This is a genomic window from Desulfovibrio sp. JY, assembly GCA_021730285.1.
Taxonomy (GTDB): Bacteria; Desulfobacterota; Desulfovibrionia; order Desulfovibrionales; family Desulfovibrionaceae; genus Solidesulfovibrio.
Window position 1 is genome coordinate 4578550 of sequence record CP082962.1, and the last position, 12713, is coordinate 4591262.

Genomic DNA, 12713 nt, shown 5'->3' on the forward strand with positions numbered 1-12713 from the left:
TTACTCCTTCACGTACTCTAACACATCATTGAAAAGTTCGCCCGGTCCGATCAGGTGGATGCTCATCTGGCCCGCGTCGGCGTGCAGTTCCGCCGAGGCGAATTTGGCCCCCCGGTGGCGCATGACGGACTTGGCCTCGGTGAGGACGATGGGCGGGGACAGGGCGATGGTCGGTCCGGTTGCGGCAAGGTCGGCCAGGGCGTTGCCGACGATGATATTGATGATGTCGCCGGCGGTTTCCTGGACGGCATCCTCGCGTTCGTCCTCGGCGATGTCGAGGTCGGCCGTGTAAGCGGCGAAGGCCGCGTCGATCAGCGGCGCGTCGAAGCTGTAGGCCAGGTAGAGCTTGAGCGCGCCGGTGGCGCTCATGATGGCCGTTATGGACTTGAGGTCGAGCTTTTGCACGTCGTCGATCTGGAATCCCCGTCCGGTGAAGGCGATACCGAGCTCATCGTTAAAAAACGCTTCGGTGCGCCGGGTCAGGGCGTCGAGGAATTCCTGGATGTTGAGTTGATCGGTCATACGGACTCCTCGCGCGAGGTTCGGCTTTCCCGGGGCAGGGTCGCGACAAGGCGTGTCCCATGCCCCGGATGGTTGAGAAGCGCAACCGTCCCGCCCAGGCGCTCGACCTCGGCCCGCACGGCGGCAAGTCCCACGCCGCGACCGGACAGGTCCCCGGGCACCCGGCGCGAGGTGAACCCGTCCCGAAAAAGCAGGGTCAGGATGGCGTCGTCGTCCATGCCCGCCAGTTCCTCGGCCCCGACAAGGCCGAGTTCGTAGGCCCTGGCCCGCACGGCCGCGATGTCCACGCCGCAGCCGTCGTCCTCGAAGACAATGCGAATGGCCGCGTCGTCGGCCGTGACCCGGCAGGCCAGGTGGCCGGCCGGAGCCTTGCCCGTGGCCTCGCGCACGTCCGGGGACTCGATGCCGTGGTCCACGGCATTGCGGATGACGTGTATCAGACTTTTGGCCACGGGAGCAAAGCGTTTGGGGTCGACCAGAACAGCGTCCCCCGTGACGGCGAAGGGCTCGATGGCCTTGCCCCGGGCCTCGGCCAGCCGGGTGGCCGTGCGGGGGTAGGCGGACAAAAGTTGCTTGAGATCGACGTGGCGCAAGGTCCGGGCGGCGCGCAGGACCTCCGCGGCCTCGGAATCGAGCCCCAGATCGTCCAGGCGGTCCAGCAGGCGCGCGGCGAGGTCCGCCAGGGCATCGGCCAGCTCGCTGCCGAGGCGAACCTCGCCGCGCCGCTTGAAAAACTCCGTGCCGAGGGTCTCGCGCACCACGTCCACGTCCCGGGCCAGGGCCGCATCAACGGCATCGTCCGCAAGCAGGGATAGCATGTCGGCGCGGTCAAAGGACGTGGCGCGGCGCAGATCGGACAGGCGTTCCTCCAGGGCGTCGAGGGCCTTGGCCACATGGGCGCATTCCAGCTGGAGAAACAATCCCTTGAAGGTGTGGACCTTGCGGTACAGGGCGTCCAGGGCGTCGCGGTCGGACAGGCCCGCGCCCGAAAAGCCGTCGCGGCGGAAGGCGGCGAAATCGTCGAGCACGGCGAAAAAATCGCGCTGTTCGCGCACGGCGGCCACCACGCAGGCCAGCCTGTTGCGTTCCCTGGCCACGGCGTCCTTGAGCCGCACCTCGCCCGTGACGTCGGTGATCACGAACATGAGCCGTCCGTCGACCATGGGACGGTAGGCCAGGCGCAGGGTCGCGCCGTGCCGCTCGATACGCCCCGGCATGAGCGAGACATAGAGGTCGCGCTTGTAGGCGTCGGGCTCGGCCACGATCCGGCGCACGTTGACGGCCATGTCGACGCTCCCGGCCGGATCGTCCGGAAAAAAGAGCTCGCCAACCGCCTTTCCCTCGATGTCGCCGCCGAAAATATTGCGGCACTCGGCGCTGTATTGCGGCTCGACCAGCCCGTCCGCCGCCACGGACAAAAAGCCCTGCTTCGCGTTGTCGAGCAGGGCCGCAACGCGCCGGCCGGCCGCGTCGCGGGCCTCGTTGGCCTGGCGCAGGGCGCGGTTTAAGCGGGAGAGCTTGCGGTTCCACCAAACCACCACGACCACGATGAAGGCTGCCCCGGCCGACACCTTCCAGACCAGGGAATAGTCGAAGCCCTGCTCGAAGGTGACGGCCAGCCACTTCTTCATGATGGCGTCGGATTCTTCCTTGGTCAGGGTATTGACCGCTTTTTGGAAAAGCGAGGCCAGTTCGGGCTCATCGTCGCGGCTGGCCATGGCCAGATCGAGGTGGGCGTCGAGGCGTCCGGCGATTTTCAGGTCGGTGAAATGGCCCTTGGCCAGGGCCTGGCTTATGGCCGGCACCGTGTCGATGCAGCCGTAGAGCTTGCCGGCGGCCACCAGCCGCAGCCCCTCGGTGAGGCTTTGCACCTCCATCAGGCGCATGCCGGGATACTTGGCCCGCAGAATGTCGAGGCTGGCGTAGCCGTTGACCACGCCGAGGGTCTTGCCGGTCAGGCTCGCCGGGTCCTCGATGAAGGGCGCCTTGGCCTGGGTGACCACCACCATGGGGAAACGCAGGTAGGGCGAGGTGAAGCGCAAAAAGCGGCGGCGGTCGTTGGTATCCCCGGCGGCGGGCAGAAAGTCGCAACGCCGCTGCTTGACCGCGGCCAGGGACTGGCTCCAGGAGGCCGTGGGCACGAGCACCATGGGCACGCCCAGGCGCTTTTCCATGAGATGCAGGAAATCGGCCCCGATGCCGACATAGCGGCCGTTCTCGTCGATGCGCTCGACCGGGGGCCAGTCTGGGTCCACGCAAAAGCTGAGCGCCTTCTTGCCGGCCAGATAGGCGCGCTCCTGGTCGGTCATGGCCACGGTGGCCGTGGCTCCGGGCCGCGCCTCGGATGCGTCCCCCGCTTCCGAAGCAGCCGCGCCGGATTTGTACACGGGCAGCCATTTGGCAATCAGCGCCGTCTTTTCCTTTTCGGTAACGAGCCGCTGGGCCTTTTCCAGGATGGAGGCCAGAAGCGGCCAGTCCTTGCGCACCAGGGTGTAGATCTCGAAGTCGTAATCGAGCTTGCCCGATATCTTGACGTTGGACAGGCCCGAGGCGCGGATGGAGTAGGCGGCCACGGCCAGATTCTCCACGGCCGCGTCGGCCTTGCCGAGGGCGACCATGGTGAGGGCCTCGGACTGGTCGTGGGCCGGGATGAGCTCGAGGTTCTTGCCGTGGGCCCGCAGGTACTCGTCGGCCGTGCCGCCCCGGCCGACGGCCACTTTCTTGCCGGCCAGAGTCTCCAGCGAATAGGCGGTGGCGTCGTCGCGCGACAGCACGGCCAGGGGGAAGCGCAAAAAAGGCCCCACGAACAGGGCGTAGGCGGCACGATCCGGCGTCTTGCCCGTGCCGTCGATCATGTCGATGCGTTTTTCGCGCAACGCATCGAGAACCTGCTGGAAATCACGGCCGTCGCCGATGGTCTCGAACTGAAAGGCCAGGCCGGTCTTCTGGGATATCAGGCGGTAATAGTCGTGGAAAAGGCCCTCCTGGCGCCCGTCCTCGAGCACGGAAAGCGGCCGCCAGTCGGTGTCGCTACAGCGGATGACGGGATGGGCCTCGATAAAGGCCTTTTCCGCGTCGGTCAGTTCCAGGGCGGCGGCGCCGGCCCGGGCGGCGGGCAGTCCCGCAAAAAGGACAAGCGCCCAGACCATCAGCCATACGCCCGACCACCGGGCCCGGAGCCCTTTTTTTACCACGTCCATGCACATGTCGTCCGCCGTCATGGGGCACAATAGCCCAACCGGTTCCGATTCCCAACAAAAAACACGCATCCGGAGCTGCTCAGAACATTTCCAAACGGATGGCATGGCGCAGCCGGGACAGGCCGGGGTCCCCGCGATATGTCCCGAAAACCGGAGCCGTCTCTTCGGGATCCGGCGCGGCGGCCACGACCACGTGCCGGTCGGCCACGGCCAGGCCGAGGGAGGGATCGAAGCCGCGCCAGCCGCCGCCCGGCATCCACAGCTCGGCCCAGGCGTGCAGCTCGCAGTCCTCCCGCTCGGGATCGCCCTCGTGGTAGCCGCTGACGAACCGGGCCGGGATGCCGACATGGCGGCAGGCGGCCATGAAACACACCGTCAGATCGCGACAGGCCCCCTCCCCGCGCGCCAAAAGCGCGTCCGGGGACAGGATGCCCGGCTCTTCCCGGGTGACGACGGCAAGCCGCTCGGTCATCTCCCCAAGCAGCGCCAGGGCGAAGGCCTGGGGGGTGTCGGCGCCGTCCCGGCGCAACCGCTCGGCCAGCCCCTCCGCCGTCGCCCGGGGCATGGGCACGGGAACCAGGGAGGACGCCGCCTCCCGGGCCTCGGCCGGGGCCAGCGGCACGGGCAGGACGCCGCTTCGGGCGTCGATGAGGTAATCGAAGGGGTTTTCCCGGAAAAGCTCCACGCCGGCCGCGACCGTCACGTCCAGGTGGCGCGTCTGGCCGGAAAACCAGGTCGAAAGCACGGTGTTGCCGGAAAGATCGGTCAGCAGGGTCTTTCCGTCCGGAACGGGGTCGACGTCGATGCGCAGGGCTCCCAGCCGCTGACCGGCGTCGCCGCGCGGCACGAGCCGTATCAAATGGGGCTCAAGGAAGACGGGACGGTCGAAGTCGTATCGGGTATGGTGTGTATAGCGGCAATGCACGGGCTATTTCGCGTCGGGGGGACGGCACTGGGGATTGTGGCCGACCTTGGTCAGCTTGGAGGCCACGTTGTCTATCCATTCCGAGGGCAGTTCGTAGACCAGGCCACGCAGATGCTCCTGCCACCAGGCCGATATCTCGGCCAGATCGTCCTTCTCGTAACGGTGCTGGGCCATTTCCAGCCCATCCTTGCGGTAGAGGACCACGTCGATGGGAAAATCCACGTCCGAGGCGCTGATGCGGGTGGAATCAAAGGCCAGGCAGCCGACCTTGAGGGCCATGCGCAAGGAATCGGAATACTTGAGCGTGCGGTCGAGCACGGGCTTGCCGTAGCCGCCCTCGCCGATGATGTGATACGGCGTGCCGTGGCTGATCTCCACCCAGTTGCCTTCGGGATAGATCAGGTAGAGCTTGTGCACGCTGTCGGCCGTCAACTGGCCGCCGATGAGCGCATGCAGGTTGAAGTGCAGCCCGGAGGCGGTCAGGTAGGACTTGTCCTCCTCGGCCACCCGGCGCAGGGCCGCGGCAAAGGCGTTGACGGATTTGTACAGCTTGTCGAAAGGATTGGGGCAGGCTTCGAGGGCCTCTTCGAAATAGGTCAGGGCCTTGTCGCGCACCGAGCGCAGGCCCGAGGTCATGAGAAAGAAGGCCCCGTTGCCGTTTTGGTAGGTGGTGACCTTCTGGGCGCTCGTCAGCTCGTTGCCCGAGGTGATGCGCGTGTCGGCAATGCCGACCAGGCCCTCCTCGACGGCTATCCCCAGGCAAAACGTCATGGGGTTCCCTACTCACTGTTGGCAAGGCACGTCAATAGCCGGAAATGCGGAGAAAAAGGTGGCGAACACGGCCTCGTCCACGCGGTTCATCTCGCTTTGCAGGCTGTCCGTGAATTCGTGCAACCCCTTGGCGAAGATTTCATCCACGCCGCTGTAGGCCAGATCACCGCACAGATGGCCCAGGCGCTTCTCCGCCGGGTTGCAGAAATAGCCCATGGGCGTGCCGGTGATGGCGTGCAGGCATTCCTGGGCCGCGACCAGACAGCACAGCACCGAGCGGGGGAAATGGTGGTCGAGGAGCAGGAACTCCACGATGCGGTCGGGCTGGATGCGGCCGTGGCGGCGGCGATAGGCCTCCAGGGCGCTTATGGCCTTTAAAAGCGCCGCCCACTGGACGTAGTCGAGGTTGCTGCCGATATCGGCCAGTTCCGGCAGCAGGATGAAGTACTTGACGTCGAGCATGCGCGAGGTCTTGTCGGCCCGCTCCAGAAGCCGCCCCAGCCGGTAGAAGTCCCAGGCGTCGTCGTGGGACATGGCGTCGCCGGCGATGCCGCTTATGGTCAGCTCGCGCAGCTTGACCGCGTCGCAGAAACGGTAGGGGTTGTGCAGGATGGTCTCGCCGTTTTTCGCCGCCTCGCGCACCATGTGGTAGAAGGTGTTGGTCTGCTCCCACATTTCGGTGGGAATGATCTCGCGGATGGTGCGGGCATTGTCCCGGGCCCGGGACAGGCAGGCCACGATGGAATTGGGATAGTCCGCGTCAAAGGCCAGGAAGCGGATGACGTCGCTGCGGCGCGGCGAAAACCCCCGCGCCGAAAACAGGTCCCAGTCGCCCATGGCCCGCACCAGCGGCGTCCACTGTTCGGCCCGCACCCCCGGGGTGTCCAGGGTGAGGTGCCAGTTGACGTCCAGGAAGCGGGCGGTGTTGGCGGCCCGCTCCAGATAGCGGCTCATCCAGTAGATGGCTTCGGCCACGCGGCTGAGCATGGGGCTTCTCCCTTGTATCGCGTCCTCGAAAAACGGTCCGGTCGCGGCGTTAGGCCCGACCGAGAACCCAGGTGTCCTTGCTGCCGCCGCCCTGGGAGGAATTGACCACGAGGGAGCCTTTTTTGAGCGCCACCCGGGTAAGCCCTCCGGGAATGACCCGGATATCCTCGCCGTAAAGGACGTAGGGGCGCAGGTCCACGTGGCGGCCCTCGAAATGGTCGCCCACGATGACCGGCGTGCGGGAGAGCCCCACCGTCGGCTGGGCGATGTAGTTGCGGGGATTGGCTTCGATCTTGGCGGCGAAGGCCTCCCGCTCCCCGGGCGTTGCCGCCGGGCCGACCAGCATGCCGTAGCCGCCGGATTCGGCCGCCGCCTTGACCACCATGGTGTCGAGGTTGGCGAGCACGTGGCGGCGCTGCTTCTCCTCCCAGCACAGAAACGTCTCCACATTGGGGAGGATCGGCTCCTCGCCGAGATAGTAGCGGATCATCTCCGGCACGCAGGCGTAGACGACCTTGTCGTCGGCCACGCCCGTGCCCGGGGCGTTGGCCATGGCCACGCGCCCGGCCTTGTAGACCTCCATGATGCCCGGCACGCCCAAAAGCGAATCCGGCCGGAAGACCGTGGGGTCGAGGAAGTCCTCCCCCACCCGCCGGTACAGCACGTCCACGCGCTTTAAGCCCTTGGTGGTGCGCATGTGCACGTAGCCGTCGGCCACGACCAGATCGCGCCCCTCCACCAGTTCGATGCCGGCCTGCTGGGCCAGGAAGGTGTGTTCGAAGTAGGCGGAATTAAACACCCCGGGGGTCAAAAGCGCGGCCGTCGGGCGCGCGGCGCCAGGCGGGGCGATGGAATGGAGCATATCGAGCAAAAGCGGCGGGTAATCGTCCACGGAGCGGATGTCGATGGTCTCGAAGAGTTGGGGAAAGGCGCGTTTGAGAATGCGCCGATTGGCCAGGACGTAAGAGACGCCCGAGGGGCAGCGCAGGTTGTCCTCGAGGACCAGAAACTGGCCCGAGGTGTCGCGCACGAGGTCGGTGCCGGTGACGTGGCACCACACGCCGCGCGGCGGGGCGAGCCCCTGGCATTCCTTGAAATATCCGGACGAGGATTCGACCACGGACCGGGGCACGACGCCGTCGGCCATGATCCGGCCCTTGCCGTAGACGTCGCCGATAAAGAGGTTGAGCGCCCGGATGCGCTGGGCCAGCCCGCGTTCCAGGGACTCCCATTCCCCGGCCTCGATGATGCGCGGCACGATGTCGAAGGGAAAGATCTTCTCCGTGCCGTCCTCATGGCCGTAGACGGTGAAGGTGATGCCCATGTCGTAAAGGGCTTGCTCGGCCGCCGCCTGCCGGGCCAGTATCTCCTGGGGCGGCAAGGAGATGATTTTTTCGTACAGCATGCGGCAACCGGGCCTCGGCGCGCCCGAGGCCTCGAACATCTCGTCGTAAAACGGCCCGGGATCGTAGTCGGAAAAGTCCATGGTATGCGGCATGACGCCCCCCAAGCTACCCGCCCGGAAACGGCTTCCGGGTGGTTGTCTCACGCGCCGGAAAGGTTTTCGCGAACCGAAGCCTCCCGACCTGATTGACTTTTTTGTTAATCCAGGCCGCCGAAAACTGTCAATCGGAATAAGCCGCGGCAGGGGGATCGGTGGACACGCGGACGGCCCCGGCATACCAGGGAGGCATGGACGCCTCCCCCGAAAAGGCCCTGGCCGGGGCCATAGCCGGCCAGCTCGCCGCCGGCCTGCCCCAGGACGAGGCCGTGGCGCATTTCATCCGCTCCACCTACGGCGCGCTGGACGCGGACGAACTGTCCGCCCTGGTCGCCGACCGGGACGATCCGCAAGCCGCAAGCCTTGTGGAGCTGCTGCTTTTTCCGGGCGAAACCGTGGCCCGGGCCCTGGAACCGGCCCTCGCCGCCGCCGGACTCGACGCGGCCGGACAGGAGCGCCTGATCGCGGCGCTTGGCGCGTCCGTCGACCGGGCCGTGGCCGTGCTGCCGGACGGAACGCGGCTGGCCCTGCCGCTCGAGGCCGACGACGTGTCCCGCTTCGTGGCCCGGCTGGGCCCGACCCGCAGCCTGCCCCGCGAGGCGGCGGCCATCATCGACGAACGTTTCGGCGCGGCGGCGGCCCTCGACCTGGCCGTGGCCGCCCGCCAGACCGGCCCGGACTGGACGCCCGGGAAAACCTCCTTTCTGACGACCCTGGCCAACCGGCTGCCGGCGGAGACGCCGCAAAGCGTCTCGGCCCTGGCCTATGCCCTGCGCTTTCTGGCCGGGCTCGCCCCGCGCGCCCTGCCCGTGCCGGCGCTGATCGCCCGCCACGGCCGGCTCGTCGCCCAGCTGCGCCGGGCCCGCCAGCAGGAGCAGGCGCTTGCCGAGAGCAACTTCGAGACCCTGGTCATGACCGGTAACCGCCTGCCCTATCTGCACGCCCCGGACATCGCTCGGGAAATGGCCCTGGCCGAGGCCGCTATCGTGGCCGCCACGGGCCGGCCGGCCCCGGATACGACCGCCAGTTGCCTGGACATGGGTTCGGTGGAGGATGCGGACGGACTCTTCGCCGCCCTGGACGATCAGCCGGGCTGAGCCGCGCAGGCGCAGGCCGCCAGAGGCAGGCGCACGGTGAGGCTGGTGCCGGTCGCCGCCTCGGATTCCCAATCGATGGTCCCGCCATGGAGCCGGGCCACGGCCAGGGCGTTATAAGCGCCAAGGCCGGTGCCGTCCTTCTTGCCGCTTGTCGCGTACTTGGTGAAAAAACGCGGTCGGATTTCCGCGGGTATCACGCCGTGGTTGTGGATCACGATCTCGGCCCATGTCGGCGTGGTCGCAAGCGTCAGCCGCACCACGGTCCCGGCCGGAGCCGCTTCCAGGGCGTTGGTGAGAAGATTGGAGAAAAGCAGGGCCAGCAAGTCCCGCTCCCCCGCGACCAACGGTCCATCCCCACCGTCGTCGAAACCCTCTCCGGTGAGCGTCAGGCGCACCTGGCGGGCATGGGCCAGGCTGGCCGCCTCCCGGGCCATGCCCGTCAGCGCCGGGGCCATCGCCACCAGCTCCGGCCGCAGTTCGTAGCGCCCCTGCTCGATTTTTTGCAGGTCGAGGTTGCGCCCGACCAGCGTGTAAAGGCGCTCGGCCGTCTCGCGGATCACCTCGGCCATCTCCCGGTATTCGTCGCCGAGCCCGGCTCCGACCAGATGGTTGGCCAGACCGGTAATGCCGGCCAATGGCGAACGCAGGTCGTGGCGCAGCACCTGCTCGGCCCGTTCCCTGGCCTGCTCGGCCCGCACCCGGTCCGTGACGTCGTGGATGATGGAGAAAAGGAGCGTGCGGCCGGCGTAGGCAACCGGCCCCGAATACACCTCCACCTCCCGCAACTCGCCCCCGGCCAGCCGGTGGGTGAAATGGAAAACGCCCTGTCGCCCGTCCCTCGCCGCCCGCATGTGCGCAAGCGCCTCCTCGGGCCGGCACGTGTTGATATCCCAGATGGCCAGCCGGCGCAGGGATTCAAGGGGATAGCCGTAAAAGGCGCAGGCCGCGGGATTGGCGTCCACGATGCGGCCCGTGACCGGATCGATCAGCAGCTTGACGGCGATGTTGGTGAAAAAGACGGCCTGGTAGAGCGCCTGGGCTTCGGCCAGGGCCTGCTGCGTCTCCTGTCGGGCCAGCAGCACGGCCACGCCCTCGGCCAGCCGCTCCAGGCCGGCCACGGCGGCCGCGTCCAGCTGATCGGGCCGCCGGTCGTTGATCTGGAGCAGCCCGAGGATGCGGCCGCCGGCGCGAAGCGGAATCAGGGCGACGGTTTCATAGCCGGCCGCGTTGCAGCGGTTGCGTATGGCCGGCGGCAGGTCCGCAGCCTCGGCCTCGGCCAGAAGACGGCTGGTCGAACCAACGAAAAAGGAGCCCTGGGACGTGAAAAAAGGCAGGGAGGGATCGACGCGACCTTCGATGACCGCGCCGCACATGCACTCCAGCACGGCTCGGCCGGCCGGGGTGCGCGCCACACGGCCGTCGACGTTCCTGGCGCACAGTTTCGACTCGGCCAGCACGAAGGCCTCGGGAAAACCCGAGGTGGTGTAATAGGGAAAATCCTCGCCCCGGGCCAGACGTACGCCCACGGCCTCGCAGCCCGTCCAGCGGCGCAGCAGGCCGAGCAGCACCCGCAGCAACGCCTCCCGGTCGGCCATGGCCCCAAGCAGGGCCACGGCTTCGTCCAGCCCCGTCATAAGCGAGCGGTGCGACTCCGGTTCGGCGGTCATGCTTTTCTGTTAGCACCATCCGCCGGCCGCGCACAAGCCGTTCCCCGGCGGCCGCCCTCTTTTCCAGGGGGAAAACGCTCAGCCCTGCTCCACCGCCACTTCCGGAGCGGTTCCTTCCAGGGGGATCGGGTGATCGGGAATGCGCACGCAAAAGCGCGTGCCGACGCCTGGTTCGGAGGTCAGGTCGATGACGCCGCCGTGCTTGGCTACCATGTCGTGGGCGATAAAAAGCCCCAGTCCCGTGCCCTTGAGCCCCTTGGAGGAGAAAAAGAGCGTGAAGGCCTTTTCCCGGGTCTCCTGGTCCATGCCCATGCCGTTGTCCTCGATGTCGAAAACCAGCGTGGTCCCTTCGCGGCCCACCCGGTAGCGGATATGGTGTTCGGGCTTGTCCGTGTCGGCCAGACAGGCGTCCACGGCGTTTTCCAGGATGTTGACCAGGGCGGCCTGCAAATTGGCGGCGTCCACGGCCATCACGCCGAGGTCTTCGCCGATCTCGGAGGTGAGCGTCACGCCCTCGCGGGCGGCCTTGGGCGCCACGGTCTGGGCGACGCCGGCCGCGAAGGCGGCCACGTCCACGGTTTCCGGGGCCAGTTCCCGGGACTTGGCGTAGTAAAGGACGTTGAGCACCAGGTTGCGTACCCGGCCGACGAGGGTCTTGACCGCCTCGGCCGCGGCCTGGGTCTTGTCCGCGTCCCCGCGCCGCAGACCCGATTCCACCCGGTAGACCGCGCCCTCCAGCGCCGTGAGCATGCCCTTGACCCCGTGCGAGATGGACCCGAGCATGAGCCCGAGCGAGGTGAGATGGCTTTGCAGCTGGCGGATGCTCGTGATGTCGGCCGACATCTCCATGACTTCGACCACGTTTCCGGCGGCGTTGCGGATGGCGGCCGTGGAAATGAGCACATTGCGCTGGCGGCCGTCGCGGGTGGTGACGACCGATTCCTGGTAATGGGGCTCGCCGTCCTCGAAGGTGCCCATGGCCGGGCAGTCCGGGCAGGGTTCGCTGCGGTGCTTGAAGACGTCGTAGCAGGCCCGGCCCACGCCCTCGCCGAAGTCCTCCACCAGGCGGCGGTTGTTGGCCACCACCTTGCCCGTGGCGTCGCGCACCGCGATATAGCAGGGCGTGGCGTCGAAAAGGTCCATGTACTTCTGCTGGGTGACGCGCAACTCTTCCTGGAGCCGCTTGATTTCGCTGACGTCCACGGCCATTTCCAGGACCAGCTCCACCTTGCCGTTGGTCGCGGCGATGGGCGAGGTGTGGACCATGACCGGCAGCTCGTTGCCGTTTTTGCACAGCAGGGTCTCGCGCGAACGCTGGCCCTTGCCTGTCTGGACGGTCTTCCAGATGGGCCCGTCGAAGCCCTTGAGCGCCTGTCCGACGTAGACCTCCCAGCTGTGGTGGCCGACCATGTCGCCGAGGCGTTCCTTGTAGAGCTGGTTGGTGGCCACGACCTCGAGGGAGGCGTTGTGCACGGCCACGAAGCACGGCATCTCGTTGAAATAGCCCGCGCCCTCGCCGAGATCGGCCGAGAGCCCGGAGATGGCCTGGCACATGGTCTCGGCCATCTGGCCGGCGGCCAGTTGCCGCTCCAGCTCGACCACCCGGGACGACTTCTCGCGCACAAGCTTTTCGAGATTCTGGGTGTACTGGCGCAGTTCGCGCCGCAACGCCAGCTTCTCGTCGATGCGCTTTAAGGCCGCGTCGAGGATGTCGTGGTTGATGGGCTTGGTGACGAAATCGGCGGCCTCGTACTGCAGGCAGCTTATGGCCAGGTCCATGTCGCCGTGCCCGGAGATCATGACGACCTCGGTGTCCGGGCTTCTGGCCTTGATGCGCTTTAAAAGCTCAAGGCCGTCCATGACCGGCATCTTGATGTCGGTCAGGACGATGGAGGGGGCCACCTCGTCGAACATGGCCAGCGCCTCTTCGCCGTTGGCGGCGGCGTGCACGGCGTATCCCAGATCCGACAGGAACAGGCCTAAAAACCTTCGGATGTCTTCCTCGTCGTCGACAAGGAGCAGGGTTTCGCTCATGAGGCTTCT

9 protein-coding genes are annotated in these 12713 nt (G+C 67.0%); 1 reads left to right on the plus strand and 8 read right to left on the minus strand.

Features of this window, described 5'->3' with window-relative positions; all coding sequences use genetic code 11:
* The 6 genes from K9F62_20540 to K9F62_20565 all read right to left on the minus strand — a co-directional run bounded on the left by K9F62_20540 (nucleotide 1) and on the right by K9F62_20565 (nucleotide 7903).
* Nucleotides 1–522 (minus strand): chemotaxis protein CheX, encoded by a 522-nt coding sequence (locus K9F62_20540; GenBank protein ID UJX41038.1) that lies wholly within the window; start codon nucleotides 520–522, stop codon nucleotides 1–3.
* Nucleotides 519–3722 carry a transporter substrate-binding domain-containing protein gene (locus tag K9F62_20545; GenBank protein UJX41039.1) on the minus strand — a complete coding sequence of 1068 codons (3204 nt, stop codon included), beginning with the start codon at nucleotides 3720–3722 and terminating at the stop codon, nucleotides 519–521. Before K9F62_20545 ends, K9F62_20540 begins: the two co-directional genes overlap by 4 nt.
* Nucleotides 3723–3801: 79 nt before the next feature.
* On the minus strand, nucleotides 3802–4647 hold the full coding sequence (locus tag K9F62_20550; protein ID UJX41040.1) for a transglutaminase family protein: 846 nt from the start codon (nucleotides 4645–4647) through the stop codon (nucleotides 3802–3804).
* A gap of 3 nt (nucleotides 4648–4650) precedes the next feature.
* Nucleotides 4651–5418, minus strand: coding sequence for a peptidase (locus K9F62_20555; GenBank protein ID UJX41041.1), 768 nt, complete (start codon nucleotides 5416–5418; stop codon nucleotides 4651–4653).
* A 12-nt stretch (nucleotides 5419–5430) separates the two neighbouring features.
* Nucleotides 5431–6405, minus strand: a complete 975-nt coding sequence (locus K9F62_20560; protein UJX41042.1) for an alpha-E domain-containing protein — start codon at nucleotides 6403–6405, stop codon at nucleotides 5431–5433.
* A gap of 49 nt (nucleotides 6406–6454) precedes the next feature.
* On the minus strand, nucleotides 6455–7903 hold the full coding sequence (locus tag K9F62_20565; GenBank protein ID UJX41043.1) for a circularly permuted type 2 ATP-grasp protein: 1449 nt from the start codon (nucleotides 7901–7903) through the stop codon (nucleotides 6455–6457).
* A 194-nt stretch (nucleotides 7904–8097) separates the two neighbouring features.
* On the opposite strand from K9F62_20565, the gene K9F62_20570 reads away from it, so the two are divergent.
* The gene (locus K9F62_20570; GenBank protein ID UJX43269.1) at nucleotides 8098–9003 is read left to right on the plus strand and encodes a hypothetical protein; all 906 of its coding nucleotides are present in this window, start codon (nucleotides 8098–8100) and stop codon (nucleotides 9001–9003) included.
* Here K9F62_20570 and K9F62_20575 read toward each other — a convergent pair.
* Both K9F62_20575 and K9F62_20580 read right to left on the minus strand, forming a co-directional pair.
* Nucleotides 8991–10637 (minus strand): PAS domain S-box protein, encoded by a 1647-nt coding sequence (locus tag K9F62_20575; GenBank protein ID UJX43270.1) that lies wholly within the window; start codon nucleotides 10635–10637, stop codon nucleotides 8991–8993. The genes K9F62_20570 and K9F62_20575 overlap by 13 nt on opposite strands.
* A 111-nt stretch (nucleotides 10638–10748) precedes the next feature.
* A complete protein-coding gene (locus tag K9F62_20580) occupies nucleotides 10749–12704 on the minus strand; it encodes a response regulator (GenBank protein ID UJX41044.1) in 1956 nt (651 codons plus the stop codon).
* Nucleotides 12705–12713: the final 9 nt, after the last annotated feature.